The 26942-nt window shown below is 67.1% G+C and carries 26 protein-coding genes, 1 tRNA gene and 1 other RNA gene; 18 read left to right on the forward strand and 10 right to left on the reverse strand.

Annotation, left to right across the window (positions count from 1 at the left end; translation table 11 throughout):
* Positions 1-78: 78 nt before the first annotated feature.
* Positions 79-1302, reverse strand: a complete 1224-nt coding sequence (fes, locus tag ACNJ7E_RS23420) for an enterochelin esterase (protein ID WP_418341096.1) — start codon at positions 1300-1302, stop codon at positions 79-81.
* Between the two features lie 73 nt (positions 1303-1375).
* Between fes and fepB the strand changes: the two genes are divergently transcribed.
* Both fepB and ACNJ7E_RS23430 read left to right on the forward strand, forming a co-directional pair.
* Positions 1376-2386 carry a Fe2+-enterobactin ABC transporter substrate-binding protein gene (gene fepB / locus ACNJ7E_RS23425; RefSeq protein ID WP_418341086.1) on the forward strand — a complete coding sequence of 337 codons (1011 nt, stop codon included), beginning with the start codon at positions 1376-1378 and terminating at the stop codon, positions 2384-2386.
* 86 nt (positions 2387-2472) lie between these two features.
* Entirely contained in the window at positions 2473-3309 is an 837-nt protein-coding gene (locus tag ACNJ7E_RS23430) for a DUF1206 domain-containing protein (RefSeq protein ID WP_280781793.1), read from the forward strand.
* 53 nt (positions 3310-3362) lie between these two features.
* Here ACNJ7E_RS23430 and ACNJ7E_RS23435 read toward each other — a convergent pair whose 3' ends face one another.
* Positions 3363-4661 carry an aspartate aminotransferase type Ic gene (locus ACNJ7E_RS23435; RefSeq protein ID WP_280781794.1) on the reverse strand — a complete coding sequence of 433 codons (1299 nt, stop codon included), beginning with the start codon at positions 4659-4661 and terminating at the stop codon, positions 3363-3365.
* A 43-nt stretch (positions 4662-4704) separates the two neighbouring features.
* An RNA gene (gene ffs / locus ACNJ7E_RS23440) (signal recognition particle sRNA small type) lies at positions 4705-4799 on the reverse strand.
* Between the two features lie 125 nt (positions 4800-4924).
* Here ffs and ACNJ7E_RS23445 point away from each other — a divergent pair.
* The 4 genes from ACNJ7E_RS23445 to ACNJ7E_RS23460 all read left to right on the forward strand — a co-directional run bounded on the left by ACNJ7E_RS23445 (position 4925) and on the right by ACNJ7E_RS23460 (position 7483).
* Positions 4925-5419 carry a DUF3558 family protein gene (locus ACNJ7E_RS23445; RefSeq protein ID WP_283354590.1) on the forward strand — a complete coding sequence of 165 codons (495 nt, stop codon included), beginning with the start codon at positions 4925-4927 and terminating at the stop codon, positions 5417-5419.
* 59 nt (positions 5420-5478) lie between these two features.
* Positions 5479-5566 (forward strand) — tRNA-Ser (locus tag ACNJ7E_RS23450).
* Positions 5567-5755: 189 nt separating this feature from the next.
* Positions 5756-6715, forward strand: coding sequence for an alpha/beta hydrolase (locus tag ACNJ7E_RS23455; protein ID WP_105413940.1), 960 nt, complete (start codon positions 5756-5758; stop codon positions 6713-6715).
* Between the two features lie 84 nt (positions 6716-6799).
* Positions 6800-7483, forward strand: a complete 684-nt coding sequence (locus tag ACNJ7E_RS23460; RefSeq protein ID WP_418341087.1) for a YoaK family protein — start codon at positions 6800-6802, stop codon at positions 7481-7483.
* Here the strand turns inward: ACNJ7E_RS23460 and ACNJ7E_RS23465 are convergent.
* Complete coding sequence (locus ACNJ7E_RS23465) at positions 7458-7973, reverse strand: COG4315 family predicted lipoprotein (protein ID WP_037239586.1); 516 nt, start codon at positions 7971-7973, stop codon at positions 7458-7460. The two genes, ACNJ7E_RS23460 and ACNJ7E_RS23465, sit on opposite strands and share 26 nt — an antisense overlap.
* 155 nt (positions 7974-8128) lie before the next feature.
* Between ACNJ7E_RS23465 and ACNJ7E_RS23470 the strand changes: the two genes are divergently transcribed.
* Genes ACNJ7E_RS23470 through ACNJ7E_RS23480 form a run of 3 tightly spaced genes read left to right on the forward strand, consistent with a single transcriptional unit; the run spans position 8129 to position 11072 of the window.
* Positions 8129-8938 carry an AraC family transcriptional regulator gene (locus ACNJ7E_RS23470; RefSeq protein ID WP_283332725.1) on the forward strand — a complete coding sequence of 270 codons (810 nt, stop codon included), beginning with the start codon at positions 8129-8131 and terminating at the stop codon, positions 8936-8938.
* Positions 8935-9495, forward strand: coding sequence for a TIGR03086 family metal-binding protein (locus ACNJ7E_RS23475; RefSeq protein WP_280781798.1), 561 nt, complete (start codon positions 8935-8937; stop codon positions 9493-9495). The genes ACNJ7E_RS23470 and ACNJ7E_RS23475 overlap by 4 nt, the downstream gene beginning before the upstream one ends.
* 38 nt (positions 9496-9533) lie before the next feature.
* Complete coding sequence (locus tag ACNJ7E_RS23480) at positions 9534-11072, forward strand: metallophosphoesterase (protein WP_418341088.1); 1539 nt, start codon at positions 9534-9536, stop codon at positions 11070-11072.
* Here the strand turns inward: ACNJ7E_RS23480 and ACNJ7E_RS23485 are convergent.
* Positions 11062-11643 (reverse strand): TetR/AcrR family transcriptional regulator, encoded by a 582-nt coding sequence (locus ACNJ7E_RS23485; protein WP_105413944.1) that lies wholly within the window; start codon positions 11641-11643, stop codon positions 11062-11064. The genes ACNJ7E_RS23480 and ACNJ7E_RS23485 overlap by 11 nt on opposite strands.
* A 54-nt stretch (positions 11644-11697) precedes the next feature.
* On the opposite strand from ACNJ7E_RS23485, the gene ACNJ7E_RS23490 reads away from it, so the two are divergent.
* Positions 11698-12366, forward strand: a complete 669-nt coding sequence (locus ACNJ7E_RS23490; RefSeq protein ID WP_280781800.1) for a lysophospholipid acyltransferase family protein — start codon at positions 11698-11700, stop codon at positions 12364-12366.
* Here ACNJ7E_RS23490 and ACNJ7E_RS23495 read toward each other — a convergent pair.
* Positions 12350-12931, reverse strand: coding sequence for a TetR/AcrR family transcriptional regulator (locus ACNJ7E_RS23495; RefSeq protein ID WP_280781801.1), 582 nt, complete (start codon positions 12929-12931; stop codon positions 12350-12352). The genes ACNJ7E_RS23490 and ACNJ7E_RS23495 overlap by 17 nt on opposite strands.
* 84 nt (positions 12932-13015) lie before the next feature.
* Between ACNJ7E_RS23495 and ACNJ7E_RS23500 the strand changes: the two genes are divergently transcribed.
* From ACNJ7E_RS23500 to gluQRS, 3 genes are all read left to right on the forward strand, one after another.
* Positions 13016-13594 (forward strand): dihydrofolate reductase family protein, encoded by a 579-nt coding sequence (locus ACNJ7E_RS23500; RefSeq protein ID WP_280781802.1) that lies wholly within the window; start codon positions 13016-13018, stop codon positions 13592-13594.
* Between the two features lie 79 nt (positions 13595-13673).
* Positions 13674-14285, forward strand: coding sequence for a TetR/AcrR family transcriptional regulator (locus tag ACNJ7E_RS23505; RefSeq protein WP_011596657.1), 612 nt, complete (start codon positions 13674-13676; stop codon positions 14283-14285).
* An 11-nt stretch (positions 14286-14296) separates the two neighbouring features.
* On the forward strand, positions 14297-15253 hold the full coding sequence (gene gluQRS / locus ACNJ7E_RS23510) for a tRNA glutamyl-Q(34) synthetase GluQRS (RefSeq protein ID WP_283354596.1): 957 nt from the start codon (positions 14297-14299) through the stop codon (positions 15251-15253).
* On the opposite strand, the gene ACNJ7E_RS23515 is transcribed toward gluQRS, so the two are convergent.
* Positions 15222-15791, reverse strand: coding sequence for a DUF4190 domain-containing protein (locus ACNJ7E_RS23515; RefSeq protein WP_280781956.1), 570 nt, complete (start codon positions 15789-15791; stop codon positions 15222-15224). The genes gluQRS and ACNJ7E_RS23515 overlap by 32 nt on opposite strands.
* A 507-nt stretch (positions 15792-16298) precedes the next feature.
* Between ACNJ7E_RS23515 and ACNJ7E_RS23520 the strand changes: the two genes are divergently transcribed.
* The 3 genes from ACNJ7E_RS23520 (at position 16299) to ACNJ7E_RS23530 (ending at position 18608) form a co-directional block, all read left to right on the forward strand.
* The gene (locus ACNJ7E_RS23520; protein ID WP_418341089.1) at positions 16299-16967 is read left to right on the forward strand and encodes a DUF2189 domain-containing protein; all 669 of its coding nucleotides are present in this window, start codon (positions 16299-16301) and stop codon (positions 16965-16967) included.
* A gap of 159 nt (positions 16968-17126) precedes the next feature.
* Entirely contained in the window at positions 17127-17762 is a 636-nt protein-coding gene (locus tag ACNJ7E_RS23525) for an RDD family protein (RefSeq protein WP_418341090.1), read from the forward strand.
* Positions 17763-17879: 117 nt separating this feature from the next.
* Complete coding sequence (locus ACNJ7E_RS23530; RefSeq protein WP_005248717.1) at positions 17880-18608, forward strand: queuosine precursor transporter; 729 nt, start codon at positions 17880-17882, stop codon at positions 18606-18608.
* Between the two features lie 43 nt (positions 18609-18651).
* Here the strand turns inward: ACNJ7E_RS23530 and tgt are convergent, their stop codons facing one another.
* Complete coding sequence (gene tgt, locus ACNJ7E_RS23535; protein WP_009477237.1) at positions 18652-19896, reverse strand: tRNA guanosine(34) transglycosylase Tgt; 1245 nt, start codon at positions 19894-19896, stop codon at positions 18652-18654.
* Positions 19897-20002: 106 nt separating this feature from the next.
* Between tgt and ACNJ7E_RS23540 the strand changes: the two genes are divergently transcribed.
* Both ACNJ7E_RS23540 and ACNJ7E_RS23545 read left to right on the forward strand, forming a co-directional pair.
* Entirely contained in the window at positions 20003-21886 is a 1884-nt protein-coding gene (locus ACNJ7E_RS23540) for a sulfatase-like hydrolase/transferase (protein ID WP_418341091.1), read from the forward strand.
* A 5-nt stretch (positions 21887-21891) separates the two neighbouring features.
* On the forward strand, positions 21892-23133 hold the full coding sequence (locus ACNJ7E_RS23545) for a hypothetical protein (RefSeq protein WP_280781957.1): 1242 nt from the start codon (positions 21892-21894) through the stop codon (positions 23131-23133).
* A 42-nt stretch (positions 23134-23175) separates the two neighbouring features.
* On the opposite strand, the gene ACNJ7E_RS23550 is transcribed toward ACNJ7E_RS23545, so the two are convergent.
* Positions 23176-25155: an ABC transporter ATP-binding protein gene (locus ACNJ7E_RS23550; protein WP_280781807.1), complete on the reverse strand. Its 1980-nt coding sequence runs from the start codon at positions 25153-25155 to the stop codon at positions 23176-23178.
* Positions 25152-26885 (reverse strand): ABC transporter ATP-binding protein, encoded by a 1734-nt coding sequence (locus ACNJ7E_RS23555; protein WP_280781808.1) that lies wholly within the window; start codon positions 26883-26885, stop codon positions 25152-25154. Before ACNJ7E_RS23555 ends, ACNJ7E_RS23550 begins: the two co-directional genes overlap by 4 nt.
* Positions 26886-26942 lie beyond the last annotated feature (57 nt).

A 26942-nucleotide genomic window follows, 5' to 3' on the forward strand; every position in this document is an offset into this window, starting at 1 on the left:
CCTGCCATCCCACCATCGGCCGGGTGCGCCCTTCACCTCGACGCGCGGTTTATTCACAGAGTTATCCACATCACTGCATTACCGGTCGGTACGCTCCAGCATCGAGGCCACGCCGGCGATCAGACCGTCGCGCCAGTGCAGGACGTCGTGGCCCCCGCAGAACTCGCGGTACCGCACGTCGTGGCCGGTGAAGGCCAACAGTTCGCGTACCTCGCGGTTCGGTTCGACGAGCATCCATTCGAGGGTCCCGACCTCCACACTGAACCGACTGTTCGACGGGGCCGCGGTGCAGACGCGGTCCTGGAACGGGACTCCCGGCCCCGAGCCGGGCCACCAGAACGATCCGGACAGGCTGACGGCGCAGCCGAACACGTGCGGGGCCGTCAGCGCGAGGTGGCACGCCGTCAGTCCGCCCAGGCTGCAGCCGGCCACGATCGTCGACGCGGGATCGTCGGTGGCACCCCATTCCCGCCGCAGCCACGGAAGCAGTTCGCCGACGAGACCGGACGCGAACGCGGCACTGCAGCCCAACTCCTCGGATCGCAGTTCAGGTCCGACGCTGTCGACCATCACGACGAGCGGAACCCGGTGCCCGGCACGTCCGAGTGCGTCGACGGTGCCCGCGATCGGCAGGTCGACCGCCCACGTCCGGCCGTCCAGCAACACCACGACCGGACGATTCCGAACAGTGAGTCCGGGCGGTTCGTAGACCCACACCGACCGACGCGTGCCCGACAGCGTGAACGCCGTCTCGTGAAGCGCGCCGCGGCCGGGCCGGTCCGTCCACCAGAGCTGCGCGGGCGCCGCCGGCATCACCGCCTCGGAGCTGTCACCGGTCTGCACCACCCGCGTCGGCAGCGGGTTGAACGGGTCGGGCTGCGCGTCGGCGAGCACCCTCCGCCACCACTGCCAGCCCGGGGTGTCGCCGGGAACCGTCAATGATTCCGCGCGGGGGATGAAACGGTAAGCACCGCGCCACGTCTCGGGGACCTCGATCGACAGGGACCAGAGGTCGGTGCCGGGTAGCCGCGACAGCGCGGCCCGTTCCAGTCTGGAGCGGTCGGTGATTCCGTTGGCGTCGAGGTAGACGTGCCGCGTGCGCGACGTGCGCTCGTCGCCGTCCGGATCCCGCCAGCAGAACGTCGCGATCACGCAGCCGGGGCCTGCCCCGTCCGGCTCGATGAGGGGACTGCCCGCGGCGGTGAGACGGCCCCAGAACGCGGGGACGCCGTCACGCGTCAGATCGTCGATCGACCGTGCGCGCACGACGCGACGCTCGGGTCCCGGCACTCGTTGCAGCATCCACTTCCCCATTCGAATGTAGGTAACGCTAGCCTAAATCAGTTTGCTTACCCGTGCGAAAGAGAGTCTTACCGTGAAACTTCGTCGCTCACTGGCAGCCGTCGCTGTCCTCGCCGTCGGGATCGGTGCTGCCGCGTGCTCGTCCGATCCCGATTCCGACGCCGCGACCACCGGCACCACCGCCGCGTCCGACCAGAACTGGCCGCGCACCGTCACCGACGAGACCGGCAGCGTCACGATCGAACAGAAGCCCGAGCGGATCGTGTCCACCAGCGTCACCATCACGGGCTCACTGCTCGCCCTCGACGCCCCCCTGATCGGTACCGGCGCGCAGCGAGCCAGCGACGTGACCGACGAGAACGGTCTGTTCACTCAGTGGGCGGACATCGCCGCCGAGCGCGGCGTCGACACGCTGTACCAGGGCGAACCCAACGTCGAGAAGATCACCGCCGCCGATCCGGACCTCATCTTCGTGTCCGCCACCGGCGGCGACTCGGCGTTCGATCAGGTGGACACGTTGAAGCAGATCGCGCCCGTCGTGGTGCTGCGATACGACGACAAGTCGTGGCAGGACCTCAGCGGACAGATCGCCGCGGCCATCGGGGCCGAGGCACAGGCCGACGCCCTCGTCGCGAAGTTCGACCAGCAACTCGACGACGCCAAGTCGGCGCTGGGCGACAAGGTCGCTGCGGCGAACCCGGTGAATGTGCTCGCATACAACTCGCCGGAGGAGTCGCGGATCTTCACCGCCGAATCTGCGCAGGGCATCCTGTTGGAACGCCTCGGATTCTCGCTTGCCGAGCTGCCGTCCGACCTCACCGCCGCCGACAAGGGCATCATGGCCGGCCGCAAGGACGTCGTCCCGGCCGGGCAGGAGAACCTGCCGCGAGCCGTGCCCGGCAGCACCACGTTCATCGTGATCGGTGAAGCAGCGGACGCCGACAGGTTCCTCGCCGATCCGACGCTGCGGGAGACGCCGTCCGTGGAGAAGGAGCAGGTGATCGGGCTCGGGAAGGACAGCTTCCGCCTCGACTACTACAGCGCGTCCAACCTGATCGACCGGGTCACGAACGCAGTGCGATAGCGCTCACCCCGTGTCGGCGCGGCCCATATCGGGTACCTCTACGTCACAGGGACTCCGGTCCGTTCGCACAACCCGAAGGACACCCGATGGCCCAGAACGAAACGAATCGAGCCAACGGGATGAGCCGCGCCGTCGACAGGGCAACCGACAGCAACACTTTCGAACGCGTCGCGCGCGCCGGCCACGTGATGAGCGGTTTCGTCCACCTGCTGATCGCGTACATCATCGTTCAGCTGGCGTTCGGCACCGGCGGCAACGCCGATCAGTCCGGGGCCCTCGGCGCCCTGGCCGCCAAACCCGGTGGCCGGTTCGTGCTGTGGGTGGCGATGGTCGCGTTCATCGCGATGGCGCTGTGGCGGCTCGCCGAAACAGTTCTCGGCCCCCACGTCACCGAGAATTCCGGGGGCGACGGCGACGACACGTCCCTGCTGGACCGCGCGAAGGCGTTCGGCCTGGCCGTCGTCTACTTCGCGTTCGCCTTCTCGGCATACCAGTTCGCGAGCGGCGGTGGTAAATCGAGCGGTCAGCAGAACGCCGGAATGAGTGCACGCCTCATGGAGTCCGGGGGAGGCAAGATCCTTCTCGTGGTGGTGGGTCTCGTCGCCATCGCGATCGGCGGCTACCACATCTACAAGGGGGCGTCGAAGAACTTCCTGGACGACCTGAAGGGCACCCCGTCGAAGCTCGTCGAGCCCCTCGGAGTGGTCGGCTACGTCGCCAAGGGGCTCGTCATCGCGGGCGCGGGCGTGCTGGTGATCGTGGCGGTCGTCAACGCCGACCCGTCCAAGGCCACCGGCCTCGACGGCGCGGTCAAGACCCTGGGTTCGGCGCCGTTCGGGCAGTTCCTCCTGGTCCTCGCCGGACTGGGCATCGCCGCGTACGGGCTGTACAGCTTCGTGATGGCGCGCTACGCCAGGATGTAGAGACACGTCCGGCCGCNTCACCCGCCAAGGGGTGAGCGGCCGGACGTCTTCTACTAGGACTTCGGCAGGTCCAGGCGCGACTCGGTGGCCGCGAGCAGCACGCACGTCGCGACACCGTTCATCGACTTGTCCAGATCCTCCATCGAGGGGAAGCTCGGCGCGAGCCGGATGTTCTTGTCCTCGGGGTCGATGCCGTACGGGAACGCCGATCCGGCTGCGGTGAGCGCGATCCCCGCGTCCTTCGCCAGAGCGATGACGCGCTTCGCGGTGCCCTCGACGACGTCCAGGCTGATGAAATATCCGCCCTTCGGCTCCGTCCACGACGCCACCTTCGACGCCCCGAGACGATCCTCGAGGATCTTCAGGACGAGCGCGAACTTCGGCGCCAGGATCTCGCGGTGCTTCTCCATGTGGGCGCGCACGCCCTCGGCGTCACCGAAGAACCGCAGGTGCCGCAGCTGATTCAGCTTGTCGGGACCGATGCTCTTCTTACCGAGGTACTTCTGGTACCAGGCCAGGTTCGCGGTCGAGGAACCGAAGAAGCTGACGCCGGCACCGGCGAACGTGATCTTCGACGTCGACGCGAACACGAGCGGCCGGTTGGGGTTGCCCGCCTCCGCGGCCATCCCGAGGATGTCCAGCGACGGCGCCGTCTCGCCGACGAGCGGGTGGACGGCGTAGGCGTTGTCCCAGAACAGCCGGAAGTCGGGGGCTGCGGCCGGCATCGACGCCAGCGTCCGCGTGACCTCTTCCGAGTACACCGCGCCCGTCGGGTTGGAGTAGTTGGGGACGGCCCACAGACCCTTGATCTGCGGATCGTTCGCCACCAACTCGGAGATGACGCCGACATCGGGGCCGTCCGGGCGCATCGGCACCGGGATCATCTCGATGCCGTAGGTCTCGGTGATCCCGAAGTGCCGGTCGTAACCGGGTGCCGGGCAGAGGAACTTGACCTTCTCCTCCTGCGACCACGGGCGCGGGGAGTCTGGGGTGCCGTGCAGCAGGGCGAACACGACGTTGTCGTGCATGATCTCGAGGCTGGCGTTGTTGCCGGCGAGCAGGTTCTCGACGGGGATGCCGAGCAGTTCACCGAAGATGGCGCGCAGCTCCGGAAGCCCGGTCAGCCCGCCGTAGTTGCGGGTGTCGGTGCCGTTGCCGTCGCGGAAGTCGCCGTCACCGGGCAGTGTCAGCAGCGCCGCCGACAGATCCAGCTGCTCGGGCGAGGGCTTGCCGCGAGTGAGGTCGAGCGTGAGCTTCTCCGTCTTCAGCTGCGCGTAACTCGCAGTCTGGCGCTCGTGCTCCGAAAGTAGTTCCTCATGGCTCATCAACCCGATCTGGGTCTGGTTGGTCATCAGGAGCGGCCTCTCACCGACGTCGTGGGTCGGGTATGCGAAAGATAGGGGACCCCGCGCACCCGGCAGAGCCCGTTGACCCTTGCTGCCTTCCGGCCCTGGGGGAGTTCACAGGATGCGCGCCGCGCGGGATCCACCACAGAGTGTAGACGGCCCCGAGACGTGGTCGGGAGCCACCCCGGCCCGGGCCCGACGCCGCACCTCTGACCACGGCCAGTGCTACCGTCGCCCCCGCATTCGGCCACCTTCGGCAAAGGATCGGGATGAAACTCATAAGGACAGCACACACGGTGACACTCGCCGCCGTCGTGGCAGCACTGTCGGCGTGCGGCGGAGGCAGCGACGACGCAGCCACGTCGGACGCGGTGAGCTGGGACGCGGCCGAGCCGTGCACGCTCGCGGACGATGCGACGCTCGCACCGCTCCTCACGGCAGGCGCCGGCGAGGGTACCGCCACCGACAGTCCCGAACGTCGCGCCTGCACGTGGGGCAAGCCCGAGGCGCTGAACACCGTGACGATCACCACTACGAGCGCGCCGGAACCGGTCGACCCGCTGCGCACGATCGACGTCGGCGGGCTTGAGGGGCGCGCGCTCGCCGAGAGCAAGTACCAGTGCATCCTCGAGGTCACCACCGATGCGGGCACCCTGTCGATCGAGACGAAATTCGGTCTCGACGCCACCGCGAACGCGGACACGTCCTGCGACCGGTCCGTCCCCCTCGCCGAGCATGCCCTCACCCAGCTGAAGTGGGCCTAGAACGGGCGGCTACCTGGTCGTTTAACGGTGAGCCGCCGTCGTTGGGTATGCTCCTCCACGGAGGATTCGCCTAGTGGCCTATGGCGCTCGCCTGGAACGCGGGTTGGGTTAACGCCCTCAGGGGTTCAAATCCCCTATCCTCCGCCACAGGAACCCCTGTGAACTGCTGAGAAGCGGTTCGCAGGGGTTTCTTTTTTCTGTCTCCGAGCGACGACCGACCGGCTGTCGGAGCCGAAAGTCCTGGCCACAGCGGGCACAACCCGTTATCTTCCTGTTATCGTCTGCGGTGCAGCGTTCGCTGTGCTGTGTGTCGATTCGAGATAAAAGGACATTCGTATGGCGATTCGTCGCACCCGCGCACTGATCGTGGGCCTGGTCGCAGTGTTGGCATCGGGCCTCGTGTCCGTATTGGCCGGAACCGGCGTCGCCCACGCCGACTCGGCCCTGATCTCGGTGTATTCACCGTCGATGGACAAGGACATTCCCGTCAAGGTGCTCAAGGCCGCGGGCGGCGGCCCCGCGCCGACCCTGTACCTGCTCGACGGTCTGCGGGCACCGGACGACAACAACGGCTGGCTGATCGAGACCGACGTGGAGAGTTTCTTCGCCGGCAAGCACGTCAACGTGGTCATCCCGTTCGGCGGCGGCGGCACCTTCTACTCCGACTGGCAGCGCGACGACCCGAAGCTCGGCCGCGTCAAGTGGGAGACGTTCCTTACCAATGAGCTGCCCCCGGTGATGGCCTCCCAGTTCGGCAGCGACGGGGTGAACAACGCGGTCGCGGGTCTGTCGATGAGCGGCACCTCCGCGTTGAACCTCGCCACTCACCGCCCCGACTTCTACAAGGCGGTCGCGTCGTACAGCGGTTACCCGACGGCCAGCTCGCCCGGCTTCGCGCAGGGCATTCAGGTTTCCGTCGCCCAGATGGGTGGCAACGCGCTGAACATGTGGGGCTTCTGGCCGTCGGGTGCGTGGCTTCGCAACGACCCGCTGCTCAACGTCGGCGCGCTGCGCGGCAAGTCCGTCTACATCTCGTCCGGCGCAGGCTCGGCGGCGGGCGATCCGACGGTCGACCCGGACAGCGCCTCGTTCGACCCGGTGAAGTTCTCGCAGACGGTCCCCCTCGAGACCGCCTCCGGTCTGAGCAGCAAGGTGTTCGTGCCCGCGGCGCAGCGCGCAGGCGCCAAGCTGCAGACCCACATCACCGACGACGGCCTCCACACGTGGAACTACTGGCAGGACCGCTTGCACGAGTCCTGGGCCAACACGCTGGCACCCGCCCTCGGGACCTCCTGAGCCAGGCGTCGTGATCGCCTGACCTACGCCTCAGTGGCCCCCGATCTCCGGATCGGGGGCCACTGTCGTCGGCTGCGGTGTTTGATGTGGGGTGTGCCGATCGACGACAGCAGGCGGATACTCGCGCTGGCGGTGGTGTTGTCCACGCTGGCCGGTTACGTCGACGCGCTGGGATTCATCACGCTCGGCGGGTTCTTCGTCGCGTTCATGAGCGGCAACCTCACCCGGTTCAGTGTCGGGTTCGCGGACGCCGCGTGGGCGCACGCGGCGACTGCTGCCGCGGTGATCGGCATGTTCGTCCTCGGCTGCGCCCTGGGGGCCGTGGTCGTGCACCTGTCCGATCGTCGGCGCCTGCCCATCCGGACGACGGTGCTCGCAGTCGTGTCGGGACTGCTGATCGTCGGCGCGGTGGCAGCGACTCTCGGGGCGAGCACCGTGGCCGTCGGCGCGATGTTGCTCGCGATGGGCGCCGAGAACTCCTTCTTCCAGCGCGACGGCGAGGTGACCATCGGTCTCACCTACATGACGGGCGCGCTCGTGAAGATGGGACATCGGCTGGCCGGGGCACTGTTCGGCGGGCCGCGGTGGGCGTGGCTACGACACTTCGCGCTGTGGGCCGGCCTGGTGGTGGGAGCGGTGACGGGCGCTCTCGCGCACCACTGGATCGGGCTGGACGCCCTATGGTTCGCTGCCGTCCTGTCGACAGCGCTGACCGTCACCGTCCACCTGGGGATCGACCGCGCTACTCGCCGCCCGCAGTTGTCGTGACCGGGTTGCCTGCGGAGTCGAGGGTCCACCACACGCTGCCGACCGCCTGCCCGAATGCGTCACCGGGTTCGTTGTCGTCCTTGTAGCGGTACACGGGGCGACCGTTCACGGTGAGCTGATGGGTGCCGTCCGGCGCCGGGATGGTGTCGATGACGACTTCCTGCAACCCCTGGACCGTCGGGTTCTCGGTAACGGAGGTGACCGGCGGCCACGACTGCAGGCACGTGTCCCGGCACGAACTGGCGCCGGAGCCGACCTCGTCGTTGTCGTACACGTAGACCGTCATGCCACCGTCGTCGACCATCACCTCGCCGAGCGTCGTCGGTCCCATCTTCAGGATGGGCGTTCCGGGTGCGGCGGGCGGAGACGTCGGCGTCGGCGACACCGGGGCGTTGCCGCCCGTGTCGCCGGAATCGGTGCTGTCGTAGGCGCAACTCGAGAAGGTCAGGCTGACGGCGGCGATCGCTGCCAGCGCCCATGTTCGTCTCATGGAGTCCTCGTTCTCTGTGACGGCGAAGTGGCGGGCCTCCGGGGAACCTCTGCGGACCCGTGCATACAGTTCACCTCGAGTTGCGTGCCGGTGCGGGCACTTCGGGCGATGTGACGGGCCCGCACGTGTCGGTATCCGTGATTAGGCTCCTGTGCATGGGCTGGTACACGCCGACCGCACCGTCGCCCGACCTCACCGGCACCCTGGTGTGCGGTTGGTCCGCGCGCACACAGGGCGAGCATCTGCTGGTGCCGGACGCGTGCATGGACATCCTGTGGATCCGGGGTGTGGGAATCCGCGTGTGCGGTCCCGAAACCACGGCGTGGTCGTTCACGCTGCCGCCGGGCACCGAATCCGTCGGCGTCCGTTTCCGTCCCGGCGCCGCCTCGCATCTGCTGCGGACGTCGGCGGCCGAGGTCCGCAACATCCGGGTCGGTCTCGGGGACGTGCTCGGATCCACGTGGGAACGGACGCTGACCGACCGGCTCGACAATGCGCCCGGTTACGCGGAACGAATCGCCCTGTTCGAGAACGCCGTGCGCGCGTGGCGAAATCGCGGACCGGACGCGGACCCGCTGATCGGCACCGTGCGGCAGGCCCTGGCCCGGCACTCGTGGAACGTGGGCGCGCTCGCCGACGCCGCCTCCGTCACGGAGCGGCAATTGCAGCGGCGATGCAACGACGCGTTCGGTTACGGGCCCGCGACTCTCCGCGGCATCCTGCGGCTGCAGCGGTTCATGGCGCTGGCGCAGTCGGGGACGCGGGCCGGGCTCGCCGACCTCGCCGCCACCGCCGGCTACAGCGACCAGGCGCACCTGTCGCGGGAATGCCGGCGGATCTCCTCGCTCACCCCGTCCGACCTCCTCGCCAGTGAGGCCCCCGACTGGCACGGGACGGAATCCGTCGTCGATGTCGGAAATGTTCAAGCCCTCGGGCCCCGGGCGGGAGAAGAATCGGCAGCATGACCTCGACAACCGAAACCCCCGCAGCCCACTACCGAGACCTCGCCGCGAAGTTCACGAAGCGCGTCGAATCCGTGCCCGCCGAACGCTGGGACGACGCGTCACCGTGTGACGGCTGGACGGCCCGCGACGTCGTGCGGCACGTGATCGACACGCAGCGCTACATCGTCACCGTCGTCGATCTGGAACTGCCGGAGCCGCCGTCCGTCGACGACGACCCGGTTGCCGCATGGGCGGCCACGCGCGACGGCATGCAGGAGATCCTGAACGACCCGGCTCTGGTGAGCCGCGAGTACGACGGGCACTTCGGCCGCACCGACCTCGGCAAGACCATCGACAGCTTCTACTGCTTCGACCTGGTGATCCACGGCTGGGACCTCGCCCGGGCCACCGGCCTCGACGAGACCATCCCGGCCGACGACCTGACCTGGGTGGGTGGCGTCGCGGAGCAGATGGGCGAGAGCATCCGCACGGCCGGGGTGTGCGGTCCAGCCGTGGACGTTTCCGCGGACGCCGACGAGCAGACCCGGGTCCTGGCCTTCCTCGGCCGCAAGGCCTGACCCGAGCGCCTGCCCGGTCGCGCTTGTAACCTCGGGTCATGAGCGTGCCGGGCAGGATTGCCGCGCTGACGGCGGTGTCACTGGCCGCGGCGCTGCTCGGCGGTGACGTGGTCGCGGTGGCCGATCCCGAACCCCGGGGCGCATCCGGTCTGCCGGCGCGTGGCCTCGTCACCTCGGCGCCGCTCGCGTCCGCGGTCATGTTCGCCGGGACCACCGGCGACGCCGCTCCCTCACAGCGGGTTCCGGGTGACGAGTCGAACGGTATGTCGGCCACCAGCCACCGCTTCGACGAGTACCCGTACATGCGGTACGAGGTCCGGTTCGGTCCGGAGCCCGCAGGCACCGACGTGACCTGGCACGGACGTTCGGTGAATCTCGACGACCTCGCGATGCACGTGTGGGACGAGGAGGCGCAGAGCTGGGGTGAGCCGGTCGCGACGGCGCAGGCGTCCGAACCGGGCGGTCCGGTCACACTGACCACCCGGATCGAGGGCGAGGACTCCGCGCAGATCCTCGTCATCGACGGTCCGCGACGCGACCGGAGTTTCCGCGAGGCCAACGCGACAGCCGATCAGCAGTTCGCCGACCCGAACGCGTACGACTTCGCGCTGCAGCACATCTCCGACACCCAGTACGTCTCGCGGGACCGGCCGGAGGTGTACTTCGACATGACCCGCTGGACCGCCGAGAACGCGGCCGAACGCAAGATCGCCTACTCCATGCACACCGGCGACCTTGTCCAGAGCTGGATTCGTCCGGGCGCACCCGAGTCCCGCGCCCGGCCCGAGTTCGAAGTCGCGGACAAGGCGATGGCGACGCTCGAAGAGGCCGGCATTCCCTACGGCGTCCTGCCCGGCAACCACGACAACCTGTGGAACGTCGGCGGACGGCTCATTCCCGGCGAGCACGAGAAGAATCACGCCCTCTACAACGAGTTCTTCGGGCCGTGGCGGTACCGCGACCGGCCGTACTGGGGCGAATCCGTCACGGACACGGACAATTCGGCGCACTACGACCTGCTCGACATCGCCGGCGCGAAGTTCCTGATGCTCTACATCGGCTACAACCCGCCCGAGCACGTACTGCAGTGGGCCGAGGACGTGCTCGCCGACCACCCGGACCGCAACGTGATGATCGGCAGCCACTACTACCTGGACGAGGACGGCTCGCTGCGGATGAGCGGGTTCGGCGACATCGGTAGCAGTGCGGGACAGCAGATCTGGAACCGGCTCGTCGTTCCCTTCGACACGGTGTTCCTGGTCCTCGCAGGACATGTCGACGGGCAGACGACGGTCACCGACCGAAAGGTGGGCGACACGGAGCGGAAGGTCGTGGAGTTGCTCGCCGACTACCAGTACTTCACCGTCGACAGCCGCCGCGAGACCGGGTTCCAGCGACTCCTGCAGTTCGATCTCGACGACGGAACCCTCGCCGTCACGACGCACTCCCCCACGCTGGACAGCTTCCGGGTGGAGGACTTCGATCCGCAGCGGCGCTACCAGCCGGATGACGGGGACTTCGTCACCGATGTGGAGTTGCGGGCCGACCTGCCGCGCGCCGTCATGCCTACGCCCTGAGATGTAGGTCGATCAGCTGCGCGACGAAACTGTCCACGTCGAAGTCGCCGGCGATCACTTCGATGCTGCGGGTGGCGCGGAGGGTCGCCACCCCGTGCAGCTGGGTCCACAGGTTCAACGCGACCACGCGCGGCTCGTCGGAGCCGGTGTCCGCGACGAGTGCGACGACCGTCTCGAACAGAGGTTTCGAGTGTTGCCGCAGGTCCTCTCCCGACCCTTCGAGCAGGTCGTGCCGGAACATCAACTCGAACAGGGTGCGGTGGGCGTCGGCGAAGGAGAGGTACTGCCGTGCCGTCCGCCGCACGCGTGCGAGGGGGTCCGACTCGGACGCGATCGCCGACCGGAGCTCGTCGGCCAGTTCGGCGAATCCCGAGGCGGCGATCGCGGCGAGCAATGCTTTGTGGGTGGGAAAGTACCGTCGCGGCGCGCCGTGCGAGACACCCGCGTGCCGGGCGACGGCGCGCAGCCCGACGGCGTCGATGCCGCCCTGGTCCAGCAATTCGCGGCCACTGTCGATCAGCCGCACGCGCAGGGGTTGCACTTCTCCACTCATGTAGACAGTGTCTATCATTGCGTGAGTAGACAATGTCTACTCACGCAATGGCGCCCGAGTGAGGAGTTCACCGTGTGGTACTGGATCTTCAAGTACGTGCTGATCGGACCGGTGCTGCGCATGTTCGGGCGGCCCACGATCGACGGTGCACACCACATCCCGGCGTCGGGTCCGGTGATCCTTGCGAGCAATCACCTCACAGTCGTCGACTCGTTCTTCCTCGTCCTGATGGTGCGCAGGCGCATCACGTTCGTGGCAAAGAGCGAGTACTTCACCGAAAGCGGCGCGAAAGGCAGGGCGAAACGCTGGTTCTTCACCGCGGCCGGCCAGGTGCCGATCGACCGATCCGGGGCCTCCGCGGCGGAATCCGCACTGAACACCGCGCGGAAGATCCTGGACGACGGCAAGGTCTGGGGAATCTACCCCGAGGGCACCCGTTCTCCCGACGGCCGACTCCACAAGGGCAAGACCGGAATCGCCCGGGTCGCGCTCGCGACGGGCGCCCCGGTCGTGCCCATCGCCATGCACGGCACCCGGCAGGTCAACCCCGCCGGATCGCGGATGTGGCGGTTCGGCAAGGTGACGGTGACCGTCGGCGAACCGCTCGACTTCACCCGATTCGCCGAGCTACGCGACAACCGGCACGTCGTCCGGGCCGCGACGGACGAGCTGATGCACGCCCTCATGACACTGTCGGGGCAGGAGTACGTGGACGACTACGCGCTCAGGCGTCCGGCGTAGCGACGGCACGCGTCACGAGATCGGCGACGAGCCGCTCCGTGTCGACCCCCTCGAGCACGCCGGGCAGCGTCAGGTGCTCGACGATGAGCGCATTCATCGCGAGGTAGAGCATCAGCACGGTGCTGCGATCACCGGGCAGTCCCGAGTCGAGGTGAAAACCGATGTCGCGTTCCAGATTCTCGGAGATCGTGCGCGTCAGCGTGGTCCGCAACTCGGGACGCCGGACCGCTTCGAGTCGCAATTCCTGCAACGCGAGATAGCCCGTGCGGTCGCGGGTGATCCTGCCGAACAGCCCCTGCATGTACTCGATCGCGAGCTCGAGATTCTGCGGCTTGCGCCCGCCTTCTTCGACGACCGAGGGGTCGGGACCCATCCGCTCGTGAATCCGCTTGCCGACCTGGTCGAACAGGTCGTCGCGGCTGGCGAAGTAGTTGGACGCCGTCCCCTTGGGGACGTTCGCCTCGACGTCGACGGCGCGGAAGGTGAGGCCGCGCGCACCCTCGCGCGCAAGCACTTCGATCGCGGCGTTCACGAGAGCCGCACGTCGTTCCGGATTCTGCGCCATCGACACTCCTCGACGAAAAGAACTTGCAACCACTTCAGTCATAGTACTACAAATGGAGTTGTTACCGACCACGGGAGAACTCACATGCGAAAGCTCGTCTACTACGCCGCCGCCACCATCGACGGATTCATCGCCGGCACCGACGGCTCGGACCCCACCGGCACCATCTTCGAGATCGACGGCGATCACATGCCCGTGATGATCGCCGAGTACCCCGAGACGGTCCCCACCCACATGCGGGCACCGCTGGGAATCGACGCCCCCAACAAACATTTCGACACACTGCTCATGGGCCGCGCCAGTTACCAGCCCGGCCTCGACCTCGGCATGACCAGCCCGTACGCGCATCTGCGGCAGTACGTCTTCTCGACCACGATCACCGAGTCGCCCGACCCGGACGTCGAGATCGTCTCGGGCGATCCGATCGAGAAGGTCCGCGAACTCAAGCGGGAGGACGGCAAGGACATCTGGCTGTGCGGCGGCGGCAAGCTCGCCGCCGCGGTGCAACCCGAGATCGACGAGCTCCGGATCAAGCTCAACCCCGTGGCGATCGGCACCGGCATTCCGTTGTTCGACGGCGAATTCGGCCCTCAGCGGTTCCGGCTGGCCGCGAGCCGCGCCTTCGAGAGCGGGATGATTTTCCTGACGTACGTCCGCCGATAACCGAAGTCACACCCGCCACTCGCGGCAACACGGGCACCTGACGCATGTATTGATTCAATACGTCAGTAATGTTCGAGGCATGCGCGAACGCCGATACTCGTCCACCAGCCCCGAACGCCTGGCCGCAGCCCTGTTCGACGTCGCGGCCGAGTCGGGGCTCGAGGGCGCCAGCGTGCGCGAGGTCGCCAAGAGGGCGGGTGTGTCCATCGGAGCCGTGCAGCACCACTTCTCCACGAAGGACGAGATGTTCGCGTTCGCCCTGCGGACCCTCGTCGACAAACTCCTCGCCCGACTGTCGGAGGTCGAGCGCGGCGGGGATCCCGCCCGGGCCCTGTTCGCCGCGATGTCCCAGTTGCTGCCGCTCGACGAGGCGCGGTCGCGGGAGGCGCACGTCATGGCGGCATTCGCCGTCCGGGCCGCGACCTCCCCGTCGCTCGCCGAGATCCGGCGCAAGACCCTGTTCACCATCCGCACCGGACTGTCCGCCGTGCTCATCGGGATCGGCACCCCGGAGGCGGAAACCCGTGCGGCGCTTCTCCTCGCCACCGTCGACGGCCTTGCCCTCGATGCGATCGGCAGTCCGGCGCTGTACCCGCCGGAGTACCTCGAGCACGCCCTCGACATTCAGATCGGCATGATTCTGCAGGGCGCCGACGTCGTGCCGTCGTCGTCGATCGAACTGGCCAGCTGACCCCTCGGCCGATGTCACATCCGTCTCGTCAGAGTGAACCGCTGTCACATCGGGCGGGGGGCGCGGGGCGGTTCGCGCCCAGCCCGTCCGGCGACCTGCACCTCGGCAACCTGCGGACCGCCGTGCTGGCGTGGCTGTTCGCCCGGTCCACCGGCCGGAAGTTCCTCCTGCGCGTCGAAGACCTCGACCGCGTCCGCGAGGGCGCCCGCGACCGGCAACTGGCCGACCTCGCGGAACTCGGCCTCGACTGGGACGGCGACGTCGTGTCGCAGTCGCACCGACTGTCGCGGTACGACGCTGCCATCGCCGAACTCCACGCCGCCGGCCTCACGTACGAGTGCTTCTGCACGAGAAGAGAAATCCTCAAAGCCGCGTCGGCGCCGCACGCACCGCAGGGCGCGTACCCGGGGACCTGCCGCAACCTGACACCGGACGAACGCGCAGACCGGCTCGCCGGCGGCCGACCCCCCGCGCTGCGGCTGCGCGCCGGCGTCACGTCGTTCACCATCGACGACGTCCTGCACGGCAGCTATTCCGGCATGGTGGACGATCTCGTGCTGCGGCGCGGCGACGGGACACCCGCCTACAACCTCGCCGTGGTCGTCGACGACGCCGCCCAGGGAATCGATCAGGTGGTGCGCGGCGACGACCTGCTCTCGTCCGCGCCCCGCCAGGCCTACCTCGCCGGGCTGCTCGGGTTGACCGCCCCCACCTACGCGCACGTGGCCCTCGCACTCAACGAGGACGGCAAACGGCTCGCGAAACGCGACGGCGCCGTCACGCTCGCCGACCAGAAAGCGTTGGGACGCACCCCGAGCGACGTCCTCGGAGTGCTGGCGACGTCACTCGCGCTCGCGGAACCGGGCGAGGTCGTGGATCTCGGGATACTTCTCGACCGGTTCGACCCGGCCCGCCTGCACCGCGAACCGTGGGTGGTCAGGCTCCCGACGCCGCAGCAATCACCATGATCAGGAAGAACAGGATCCAGCCGACGACGTAGGCGCCGCCGATGGCGATTCCGGCGATCGCAAGTCCGCGGCCCTCCTGCCCGGATTGCTTGATCTGGCCCAGCGCAATGATGCCGAGGATGATGCCGACGATGGAGCCGAGGCCGTAGAAGCATCCGCCGACGATCGACGTGATCAGCGACGCGATCGCGAGACCGTTCGTCCCCAGCGGCCGCGGGTAGGGCGCGCCGTACGGGTTCGGTGCGCCGTACTGCGGGGCGGGACCGCCGTATTGGCCCGAAGCCCCGTACTGGTTGGGCGCGCCGCCGTACTGGTTGGGGGCGCTGTACTGATTCGGGGCGGCATACGGGTTGGGCGTCCCGTACTGCTGGTTCGGCGCCCCGTACTGGTCGCCGCCGTACTGATTCTGATTCGGCGCGGCATACGGATTCGGAGAAGTCCCGTACGCGCCCGGCTGCTGATAGTCGGGGTACTTCTCGGTGGGCGCCGAATAGGTGGGATAACCGGATTCGTCGACCCCGTATCCGTCGCGCGGCAAGCCGGGAACCTCGCCATAAGTGGGTGGTGTTTGCCCGTTGTACGGATTCGAATCGTCCGATCCCCCAGAATTAGTCACGATAACCAGCGTAAAGCATCAAAACCGCAGGAGAAGAAGCAGACCAAAGGGAGGCGAGTAAAGGATTGTCCACGTAGTGTTTATTCGCACTGTCACGCGCGAGCATTCAACTCTTGCTGAGGGGATCACATGACGACTGGTGGATACGACCCTAACGACAAACCTGAAGGTGGTGACCAGGGCGGATACCCCCCGCGGGGCAATCCTCCACCGCCGCCCGGTGGTTATCCGCCGCCCCCGGGGAATTACCCTCCGCCGCCGCAGGGACCGCCGCCCGGCGGATATCCGCCACCGCCGCCCGGCGGAAACTACCCGCCCCCGCCCGGCGGAAACTATCCGCCGCCTCCCGGTAATTACCCGCCGCCGCAGGGCAATTACCCGCCGCCGCCCCAGGGACCGCCGCCCGGTGGATATCCGCCGCCTCCGCCGATGTCGGATTACGGCACGCCCGGGCAGACGCCGGGGCAGTTCTCCGTGGGCGACGCGATCGGCTACGGCTGGAACAAATTCAAGGACAACACGCTCATCTGGATCGGCATCCTGCTGATCGCCGCCATCATCCAGGTGGTGCTGAACCTCGTCTTCGGCGGCTTCAGCACGTCGTCCGACATGAGCGCGGCGTTCTCGGTGTGGCGGATCATCGGCACGATCGTCACGACCATCGTCGGCTATCTGATCAATGCGGCTCTCGTGCGGGGCGCACTGCACGAGGTGGACGGGAACAAGCCGGCGTTCGGTTCGTTCTTCCAGTTCACCAATGTCGGGGCGATCATCATCGCCAGCGTGATCATCGGTGTGGCCGCCACCATCGGTTTCGTCCTGCTCATCATCCCGGGTCTCATCGTCATCTTCCTGACCTGGTGGACGCTGCAGTTCGTCATCGATCAGAACGAGGACGCAATCACCGGCATCAAATCGAGCTTCCGCGTGATCTCGCAGAACGTCGGCCCGGTGCTGCTGCTGGCCCTCGCTCTCGTCGGCATCAACATCGTCGGTGCACTCCTCTGCGGCGTCGGACTTCTCGTCTCGATCCCGATCACGATCATCGCGTCGACCTACGCGTACCGCGTGCTCACCGGCCGTTACGTCGCGGCCTGACCGCTCGCTCCCACGGGTGAGTGTGCTTCCTGTCCTTCGCGGACGGAAAGTACGCTCACCCGTTTTGCCACTCCCGTCACTCGAGTCACTTCCACCCCTTGCGTAAGGTGCTCAGGCGTCATCCGAGACATTCAGGACTCGAGATTCGAGGGGGAACACATGACTACCGGTGGATTCGATCCAGGCCAGGGACAACAGCCGTTCGGCGGGCAGCAGTACGGGCAACCGCACTACAACGGGGCGGGGCAGCAGCAGTACGGACAGCAGTTCGGCGCACCGCCGCAGTTCGATTCGGCACAGCAGTTCGGCACCCAGCCGTTCACGCAGCCGGACTTCGGGTTCGACCCGTCCCGTCCCGGTGAACTTCTTCCCCGCCTCGGCGCACGGGTGATCGACGGCCTGATCGTCGGCATCCCGATGGCCGTGGTCAGCACCGTCCTCGCGCTGGTGCTGGGCAACTTCCTGGGCAGCGTCCTCGGCGCGATCCTCACCGCGGCCGCCGCCGTCGGCTACTTCGTCTTCCTCGAGACGACGAGGGGGCAGACCCTGGGCAAGCAGCTCCTGGGTCTGCGCGTCGAGGGCCCGAACGGCGGACTCCCCACCCAGCAGCAGTCGCTGACCAGGAACGGTTTCTACGTCCTGTCCGCGCTCGGCGGGTTCCCGCTCCTCGGGTTCCTGTTCGGTCTGCTCGGCGTCGTTGCCGCGATCGTCATCGGGGTGACGATCAACGGCAGCCCCACCAAGCAGGGCAAGCACGACGAACTGGCCGGCGGCACGCGCGTCGTTCAGGGCTAGTCCGAACCCGTCCTACCGTGCGGGTGAACGTATCTTTCGTCGCGTCAGATCGGACAAAAGGTACGTTCACCCGTTCCTGATTCGCGCCCTTCCACCTGCAGGTGCTTGGATTGCGGCGTGACAGCCTCAGATCAGCAGACCAAACCAGACGACCACGCGACGTTCGCGCACGTCAGCCGGGGGTACTACCCCACGTTCGTCGCCCTCTTCACCGCGACGCTGCTGATCTCGAATATCTGCGCGACGAAGGGCGTCGCGTTCTTCGCCGATTCGTCGCTGACCATCGGGCCGCTGCAGATCCTGCCCGTCATCACCGACGGCGGCTTCTTCCTGTTCCCGCTCGCCTACATTCTCGGCGACGTCCTCAGCGAGGTGTACGGGTTCAAGTCGACGCGTCGAGCGATCTACCTGGGCTTCGGCGCCCTGATCCTGGCCGCGTTCTGCTTCTGGCTCCTCATCGAGCTGCCGTCCGCCGACTTCTACGAAAACCAGGAAGCGCTGCGGTCCGTCGTCGGCGTCTACCCGCGACTGCTGCTCGCCGGGCTGGCCGGTTACCTCGTCGGGCAGATGCTGAACTCGGTGACGCTGGTCCTGATCAAGGAGCGTACCAAGGAGAAGCACCTGTGGGCGCGGCTCATCGGGTCCACCATCGTCGGTGAGTTCGCCGACACCCTGATCTTCTGCTCCATCGCCGCAGGCGCGATCGGCATCAGCACGTGGAGCGATTTCGTCAACTACGTGATCGTCGGATTCCTGTGGAAGACCCTCGTCGAGGTACTGGTCATGCCGATCACGTACCGCGTCATCGCCTACGTGAAGAAACGCGAACCCACCTACCAGCTCTGACCCCCACGTGAGTGGGAAAGTGTGCCCGAGGACGCTTTCCCACTCACGTGCGGTAGAAGCGGCCCAGGGTTTCGGCTTTGAACTCGTCGAAGTAGCCGCCCTCGATGCTGGCGCGTATCTGATCGACCAACCGCACGGTGAAGCGTTCGTTGTGGATGGTGCACAACGTGGACGCCAGCATTTCCTTCGCCTTGAACAAATGGTGAATGTAGGCGCTGGTGTAATTCGCGCAGGTGTAGCAATCGCAGTTCTCGTCGATGGGCGTGAAGTCACGACGGAAGCGGCTGGTGTTGATGTTGAACCGGCCGTCCGGGTGGTAGATCGCGGCGTTGCGCGCGACCCGTGACGGATTCACGCAGTCGAACGTGTCCGCGCCGTTCTCGATGGCCACGAAGAAGTCGTCCGGCTCGCTGATGCCGAGCATGTGCCGCGGCTTGTGCTCGGGAAGCTCCTCGTTGCACCAGCGGACGATGGTGCCGAGGTTCTGCTTCTCGAGCGCACCGCCGATGCCGTATCCGTCGAACCCGCGGCCGCTCTCCCCCGTGATCGACTCCAGCCCCCGGCACGCCTGCCTCCGCAGGTCCTCGTACTGCGCGCCCTGCACGACCCCGAACAGCGCCTGGTACGGGCGATGGGCGCGCTCGGCGGTGAGCTTCTCGTGCTCGGCGATGCAGCGCACCGCCCACGCCTGCGTCCGCTCCACCGACTGCTCCTGGTACCCGCGGGTGTTCAGCAGCGTGGTGAGCTCGTCGAACGCGAACATGATGTCGGCGCCGAGCTGGTGCTGGATCTGCATCGACACCTCGGGGGTGAACCGGTGCCGCGACCCGTCCAGGTGCGATTTGAACGTGACCCCGTCGTCGTCGACGGTCGCGAGGCGTTCCTTGCCCTTCGCGATGACGTCGTCGGAGCGCACCCCGACCGCTTCCATCGCGAGGACCTTCTTGAACCCGACGCCCAGCGACATGACCTGGAATCCGCCGCTGTCGGTGAACGTCGGGCCGTCCCAGTTCATGAACTTGCCCAGACCGCCGGCCTCGTCGACGATGTCCGGCCCGGGCTGCAGGTACAGGTGGTACGCGTTGGCGAGCAGCGACTGCGCGCCCAGTTCCTTCATGCTCTCCGGCAGCACCGCCTTGACGGTGGCCTTGGTGCCGACGGCCACGAACGACGGCGTCGCGATGTCACCGTGCGGGGTGTGAATGGTTCCGGTACGACCCAGCTGCCCGTCGAGTCGGGTACCGACGGTGAAGAACGGATCGGGCGGGGTCGGGACTACGGCATTCACGGGTGTATCCAATCACGGGCGACATTTCCGGCGACACATCACTACTTCGTTCGATAGTGGGTACAGAGAGTGAGACGATCCCATCCCTTCGACCGGAGGAACCGCCATGAGCGACGAGCAGGCCGGCCACCGGATCGACAGGCGAACCTTTCTCTCGGGTGCGGCGGTCGCCGGCGGGGTGACCGTGATGTCGGGCCTCTTCGACCGTCGGGCGGACGCATCGGAGAAGCCGCTGCACCGGCAGCCCAGCAACTACGTGCAGCCCAACATCGTGTTCATCGTCGTCGACGAGATGCGGTTTCCCCAGGTCTTTCCCGCGGGGATCACCACTGCCGACCAGTTTCTGCAGCGGTTCATGCCCAACCTCTACACGCTGTGGGCGCCCGGGGTGAAGTTCACGCAGCACTACACGGCCGGGGTGGCGTGCAGTCCGGGCCGTGCGTGTTTCGTCACCGGGCTGTATCCGCTGCAGAACTGGATGCTGCAGACACGGACCGGTAATCGGGCCTCCCCCGTCCCGTCGCCCGCGATGGGACGGGACTTTCCGACGTACGGCAAGCTGCTGCGGCAGGCGGGGTACGTCACGCCGTACGTCGGCAAGTGGCATCTGTCGCCGTCCCCCGACGAGGACTCCGGGCTCGCCCCCGGCTACCTCGAGGAGTACGGGTTCGACGGACTGACCATGCCCGACATCATCGGAATGAACGGTGAGGGATTCGAATTCGACGGGCACATCGCCGACCAGGCCGCGGCGTGGTTGTCGACACGGAAGCCCGGGGACGGCCCGTTCTGTCTCACTGCGAGCTTCGTCAATCCCCACGACCAGCAGTTCTTCTGGGCCGGAACGGAAGCGGAACGGTATCAGTCGCTGTACGCGAACAACGTTCCCCCGCTCAGTCCCGCGCGGGCCTGGTCGGTGACCACCGGCGAGAGCGACCCTCCGCGCCTGGGTTATCCGTCGGTGCCGCCGAACTGGGAACCCGAGAAGGCATTGCAGTCGAAACCGAGCACCCAGGTGTTCGCGCGGGAGTTCCAGGCCCTGGTGTGGGGCGGCGTCACCGACGACATCCAGAATCTGTCGAACTACTACCTCCAGCCCTACGGCCAGGGCACCGATCCCGACCGCCACATCGCGTTCGCGCCGTACACGTACTGGGAGCGGGCCCTGGACAGTTACACCAACGTGCTGTCGATGGTCGATCACCACATCGGCACGGTGATCAACTCGCTGCCGGAGGATGTCGCGGCGAACACCGTCTTCGTCATGACGTCCGATCACGGCGAATATGCCGGGGCGCACGGCTTCGTCGCGGGCAAGTTGTCCACCGCCTACGACGAGGCATTCCACATCCCGCTGATCGTCGCCGACCCGACCGGGCGATTCACCGGCGATACCGACACCCCGCGCGGCCAGCTCACGTCGAGCGTCGACGTGGTGCCGCTGCTCGCGACGCTCGGGCACGGCGACCGGAACTGGATGTCCGGGGACCTGTTCGCCACCTATGCCGAACGCGCCGACCTCATGCCGCTGCTGCGGAGCAACACCGCGGCCGGTCGCGACCACGTCGTCCTCGCCACCAACGAGCACGCACCGCAGGGGGTCAACTGGAACAATTCCCCCACCCACATCTACGTGCTGCGCACCCCCGAGGCGAAGGTCGCGGTGTATTCGAAGTGGTTGGGGCCCACCGCCTACGTCGACCCGGCGTCGTTCCAGTACGAGTTCTACGACTACGCCACCGAACGCGGTCGGGCGGAACTCGACAACACCTTCGATCACGACCCGCGCGGTCCGGCCATGGCTGCGCAGCTGATGACCCAGTACCTGCCGACTCAGCTCGCCGCGCCGCTCCCCCCGGCGTTCGCTCAGCAGGGTGCAGACGCGATGGCCCGCTACCTCGCCTACATCCAGCTGATCAACCGGTACACGCCCGGCGAGATCGACCGCGAGGGCATCGACAAGCTGACCGCGTTCGGGGAGGTGTTCTGACGGTTATGGCCAGGAAAGTCGTTGCCGCCGTGCTGGTTCTGCTGCTGTGGTCCGGCGGGGCCTCCCTCGCGTCCGCGGCGCCCCCACCGACCGCGCAGTGCGCGTGGCAATTCATGTCCGACTCGACCGTGCTCAACGTCGCCTTCCCCGACGCCAACGCGACGTACTGGGTGCTGCCCTACGCGTTGGGGCCGGATGACACCATCGAACTGAGCGGCACCTACCCGGCCGCCCGGTACTTCTCGCTCAATACGTACGGGACGAACTTCGACACCGTCGACACGTTGCGCGACAACCAGATCGGACCCGACCCCGGCAGCGAAAACCCGTTCGCCGACGCCGCCGCCGGTGCCCTGCCCGCCACGCAGAAGCGCTGGCACGCGACGGTCGTGACCGGTCCGGCCGACCACTCCCGCAACCAGATTCAGGCCCTGCCCGCCGGAGCCGACACGCAGTCGGTACCCGTCGGCTTCCTCATCATCCGGGTGTACGTGCCCGACGACCCGGCATCTCCGACGGGCGGTGTTCCACTACCCGACGTGACGCTGACGTTCGGGGGCCGGACGTCGCCGGTGCCGACATGCGGATCCGAATTCGATCCCGCCGCCTACGACAACGGACCACTCGGACAGATCGCGGAGGCCGCATTCGACCAGATCATCGCCGGCGCAGCGTCCGGCGCGTTCCCCGGCAACGTGCCCGAGGCGACGTTCGTGAACCCCGCGAGCACGTCGGGCCTGTTCCCCAACGGCGACAACAAATATGTCGGGGCCGGCCTGACGTACCAGCCCGGACGCATCGTCGTCGTGCAGGGCCGGGCACCGACGTTCCCCGACACCCGTGCCGGCCAACCCGTCACCGCACCCGGCCGCCAGGTGCGGTACTGGTCGATGTGCCAGAACGATCAGGCGACGCCGTACCCGGTCGTCGCGTGCGCCGCCGACTTCCAGACACGCACCGACGGCGACGGCAACTACACGTACGTCGTCGCCGCACCGCAGGACGTCCCCGCCCGCGCCGCGTCCGACCCGGCCGTCACCGTCATCCCCTGGGGCTCCACCGACGTCGCGAAAAAGGTCCTCTTCCTGCGGTACATGCTGCCGTCCGACGCCTTCTACCCCCAGTCGGTGCAGGCTTCGCAGAACGATCACACCGACCCGGCCGCCACGATGGGTCCGTACTATCCGCGCGCCGCCTATTGCGACACCGCCACCTTCGAAGCGGGGGGAAGCACTGCGTGCCTGTGAGTACTTATCAACCGCCCGTGGTTGACAAGTACTCACGGGTGTTCAGACCTCGGCGCCGACGAACTGGCTGTTGTAGAGGCGGTAGTACGCGCCGCGGGTGAGGAGCAGGTCGTCGTGGCTGCCCTGCTCGACGATGCGACCGTCCTCCATGACGACGATGAGGTCGGCGTCGCGGATGGTCGACAACCGGTGTGCGATCACGAAACTCGTGCGATCACTGCGCAGGACCGCCGTCGCGTGCTGCACGAGCAACTCGGTGCGGGTGTCGACGGAACTGGTTGCCTCGTCGAGGATCAGGATCGACGGCTGCGAGATGAACGCGCGGGCGATGGTGATCAGCTGCTTCTCACCGGCACTGATGTTGCTGCCCTCTTCGTCGATGACGGTGTCGTAGCCGTCGGGCAGCGAGTGGACGAACCGGTCGACGTAGCTGATCCGTGCGGCTGCCTGGATCTCGTCCTCGGTGGCGTCGGGACGTCCGTACGCGATGTTGTCGCGGATGGTGCCGCCGAACAACCACGCGTCCTGCAGCACCATGCCGATGCGGGACCGCAGGTCGTCGCGCGACATCTCGGCGATGTCGACGCCGTCGAGGAGAATTTTGCCGCCGTCGAGTTCGTAGAACCGCAGGATCAGGTTGACGAGTGTGGTCTTGCCGGCGCCGGTGGGTCCGACGATGGCGACCATCTGACCGGGTTCCGCCACCAGCGACAGGTTCTCGATCAGCGGCTTCTCCGGCGAGTAACTGAACGACACGTCCGAGAACTCCACCCGGCCGAACGTATGGACGCGACCCGCATCACGGGGCTCCGCCGGTGTGGGCGCTTCGGTGAGGTCGGGCTCCTCCTCGTCCTCGTCGAGGATGGCGAACACCCGCTCGGCCGACGCCACACCCGACTGCATGAGGTTGACCATCGCCCCGATCTGGGTGAGGGGCTGGGTGAACTGGCGCGAGTACTGGATGAACGCCTGCACGTCGCCGAGGCTCATCGTGCCGGACGCCACCCGCATGCCACCCAGCACGGCGATGGCCACGAAGTTGAGGTTTCCGAGGAACATGATCGCGGGCATGATCAGGCCCGAGATGAACTGGGCCCGGTAACTGGCCTGGTAGAGCGCCTCGTTCTGCTCCTCGAAGCGGGCCTCCACCTCACGGCTGCGACCGAACACGGTGACCAGTTCGTGGCCCGTGTACGCCTCCTCCACGTGAGAGTTGAGCGCTCCCGTCGACTTCCACTGCGACACGAAGTGGGTCTTGGACCGTTTCGCGATCTGCGCCGTCACCAGGATCGACAGCGGCACCGTCAGCACCGCGATCAACGCGAGCAGCGGCGAGATGACGATCATCATCACGAGGATGCCGATCACCGTCATCGCCGACACGATCAGCTGACTCAGCGTCTGCTGCAACGACTGCGAGACGTTGTCGATGTCGTTGGTGACCCGGCTCAACAGGTCGCCGCGGGAGTGGGAGTCGAAGTAGCGCAGCGGAAGTCGATGGATCTTCCGTTCGACCTCGGCGCGCAGATTCTTCACGACACCCTGCACGATGATGTTCAGCAGGAAACCCGACAGCCACATGAACACCGACGACCCCAGGTACAGAGCCAGCACGATCGCCAGCACCCGGCCGAGCGCGCTGAAGTCGATACCGACACCGGGCACGACGGCCATGCCGGACACCATGTCGGCGAACGTGTTCTGCCCGTCGGCCCGCAGTGCGGCGACGGCCTGATCCTTCGACATCCCGGCGGGCAACTGCGCGCCGATGATGCCGTCGAAGATCAGATTCGTGCCCTGACCGAGCATCCGCGGCGCGATCGAGGTGAGCACCACCGACACGGCAGCGACCAGGAAAACGATGCCGACGGCGATCCGGTGGGGACCCAACCGCCTCAGCAACCGCTTGGTGGACGGCCACAGGTCGTTCGGCTTGGACCCCGGGGCACCCGGAGCGACCGGTCCCGGAATACGGGGGCCGGCGGGCCTTTCGGCGGTGGTGGTGGTTGCGCGATCGCTCATAGTGCTTCCTGGACCGATCGTTGGGATTCGACGATCTCGACGTAACACGGACACGTCTCGAGCAGTTGGTCGTGCGTGCCGATCCCGACCACCGCGCCGTCCTCGAGGACCACGATCTGCTCGGCCTCCACGATCGTCGAGACACGTTGGGCGACGACGATAACGCACGCGTCCGAGGTCTCGGGTTTGAGCGCCGCACGCAGCCGCGCGTCGGTGGTGAGGTCGAGGGCGGAGAAGGAGTCGTCGAACAGGTAGATCGACGGACGACGGACCAGTGCCCGCGCGATCGCGAGTCGCTGTCGCTGACCGCCGGACACGGTCGTGCCGCCCTGCGCGATCGGAGTGTCGAGACCCTCGGGCATCGCGCGGACGAAATCCGCGGCCTGCGCGATCTCCAGAGCCCGCCACAGTTCGTCGTCGGTCGCATCGGGTTTGCCGTACCGGAGGTTGGTGGCGACGGTGCCCGAGAACAGGTACGGCCGCTGCGGAACGAGTCCGATGCCGGACCGCAGGACGTCCAGATCGATGCGGCGCACATCCGTGTCGGACACGGTGACCGAACCCGACGTGGCGTCGATGAGGCGCGGGATCAGCGACAGCAGCGTCGTCTTACCGGAACCGGTGCCGCCGATGATCGCGGTGGTCTTGCCCGGTTCGGCGCGGAAGCTGATGTCGCGCAACACCGGTTCGTCGGCACCGGGGAACTTGAACTGGGCGTCGCGCAGTTCCACCACACCGGGGTTCTCCAGCACGGTGACTGCGTCGACCGGCGGCACGACGGTGGAATCGGTGGCGAGCACCTCGCCGATGCGTTCGGCGCAGACGGTGGCGCGGGGGGCCATCATCGCGATGAACGACGCCATCATCACCGACATCAGGATCTGCATGATGTAGCTGAGCATCGCGGTCAGCGAGCCGACCTGCATGGTGCCGCTGTTGATCTCGTGACCGCCGAACCAGATGACGGCGACACTGGTGATGTTCGCGATGACCATCACGAGGGGGAACATCACCGCCGTCAGCCTGCCCACCCGCAGGGCGGTCTGGGTGAGCTGCTCGTTCGCGTCGCCGAACCGCGCCACCTCGGAGCGCTCACGGACGAACGCCCGCACCACGCGGATACCGGTGATCTGCTCACGCAGCACCCGGTTGACCCCGTCGATCCGGGTCTGCATCTCCCGGAACGCGGGCACCATCCGCGAAATCACGAAACCCATGGACAGCGCGAGTACCGGCACGGTGACCGCCAGGATCCAGGCGAGCCCGGCGTCCTCGCGGATCGACATCACGACGCCGCCGACGCACATGATCGGCGCCATCACCAGGATCGTGCAGCTCATCACGACGAGCATCTGCACCTGCTGCACGTCGTTGGTGTTGCGGGTGATCAGGGACGGCGCGCCGAAGCGGCCGAATTCGCGGGACGAGAAGCTCCCGACCTGATGCATCACGGCGCGGCGCACGTCGCGCCCGAAACCCATTGCGGCGCGGGCGCCGAAGAACACCGAACCGATCGAGCAGATGATCTGCACGACGGTGACGAGCAGCATCATGACGCCCGTGGACAGGATGTACCCGGTGTCGCCCTTGGTGACGCCGTTGTCGATGAGATCGGCGTTCAGACTGGGCAGGTACAGGGCTGCCGCGGTCGCGACGAGTTGGAACAGGACGACCGCCGTGAGGTCCCGCTTGTACGGGCGGAGGTACGTGGTGAGCAGGGCATTCAACATGGGCAGCGATCCTGGCGGGTCATCATTATGTCCGAAGGTTACCAACAGAAACGACCG

This window comes from Rhodococcus mengyinensis (assembly GCF_048381435.1).
GTDB classification, from domain to species: domain Bacteria; phylum Actinomycetota; class Actinomycetes; order Mycobacteriales; family Mycobacteriaceae; genus Rhodococcus_F; species Rhodococcus_F opacus_D.

Coding starts and splice junctions, on each gene's coding strand:
- ACNJ7E_RS23445 (WP_283354590.1), top strand. CDS start 4,925: ATGAAACTCATAAGGACAGCACACACGGTGACACTCGCCGCCGTCGTG.
- fes (WP_418341096.1), bottom strand. CDS start 1,302: ATGCTGCAACGAGTGCCGGGACCCGAGCGTCGCGTCGTGCGCGCACGG.
- ACNJ7E_RS23545 (WP_280781957.1), top strand. CDS start 21,892: ATGGCCAGGAAAGTCGTTGCCGCCGTGCTGGTTCTGCTGCTGTGGTCC.
- ACNJ7E_RS23455 (WP_105413940.1), top strand. CDS start 5,756: ATGGCGATTCGTCGCACCCGCGCACTGATCGTGGGCCTGGTCGCAGTG.
- gluQRS (WP_283354596.1), top strand. CDS start 14,297: ATGTCACATCCGTCTCGTCAGAGTGAACCGCTGTCACATCGGGCGGGG.
- ACNJ7E_RS23550 (WP_280781807.1), bottom strand. CDS start 25,155: ATGAGCGATCGCGCAACCACCACCACCGCCGAAAGGCCCGCCGGCCCC.
- ACNJ7E_RS23460 (WP_418341087.1), top strand. CDS start 6,800: ATGTGGGGTGTGCCGATCGACGACAGCAGGCGGATACTCGCGCTGGCG.
- ACNJ7E_RS23475 (WP_280781798.1), top strand. CDS start 8,935: ATGACCTCGACAACCGAAACCCCCGCAGCCCACTACCGAGACCTCGCC.
- ACNJ7E_RS23540 (WP_418341091.1), top strand. CDS start 20,003: ATGAGCGACGAGCAGGCCGGCCACCGGATCGACAGGCGAACCTTTCTC.
- ACNJ7E_RS23465 (WP_037239586.1), bottom strand. CDS start 7,973: ATGAGACGAACATGGGCGCTGGCAGCGATCGCCGCCGTCAGCCTGACC.
- ACNJ7E_RS23495 (WP_280781801.1), bottom strand. CDS start 12,931: ATGGCGCAGAATCCGGAACGACGTGCGGCTCTCGTGAACGCCGCGATC.
- ACNJ7E_RS23520 (WP_418341089.1), top strand. CDS start 16,299: ATGTCGGATTACGGCACGCCCGGGCAGACGCCGGGGCAGTTCTCCGTG.
- ACNJ7E_RS23525 (WP_418341090.1), top strand. CDS start 17,127: ATGACTACCGGTGGATTCGATCCAGGCCAGGGACAACAGCCGTTCGGC.
- ACNJ7E_RS23505 (WP_011596657.1), top strand. CDS start 13,674: ATGCGCGAACGCCGATACTCGTCCACCAGCCCCGAACGCCTGGCCGCA.
- ACNJ7E_RS23470 (WP_283332725.1), top strand. CDS start 8,129: ATGGGCTGGTACACGCCGACCGCACCGTCGCCCGACCTCACCGGCACC.
- ACNJ7E_RS23555 (WP_280781808.1), bottom strand. CDS start 26,885: ATGTTGAATGCCCTGCTCACCACGTACCTCCGCCCGTACAAGCGGGAC.
- ACNJ7E_RS23480 (WP_418341088.1), top strand. CDS start 9,534: ATGAGCGTGCCGGGCAGGATTGCCGCGCTGACGGCGGTGTCACTGGCC.
- ACNJ7E_RS23500 (WP_280781802.1), top strand. CDS start 13,016: ATGCGAAAGCTCGTCTACTACGCCGCCGCCACCATCGACGGATTCATC.
- ACNJ7E_RS23435 (WP_280781794.1), bottom strand. CDS start 4,661: ATGACCAACCAGACCCAGATCGGGTTGATGAGCCATGAGGAACTACTT.
- ACNJ7E_RS23485 (WP_105413944.1), bottom strand. CDS start 11,643: ATGATAGACACTGTCTACATGAGTGGAGAAGTGCAACCCCTGCGCGTG.
- ACNJ7E_RS23430 (WP_280781793.1), top strand. CDS start 2,473: ATGGCCCAGAACGAAACGAATCGAGCCAACGGGATGAGCCGCGCCGTC.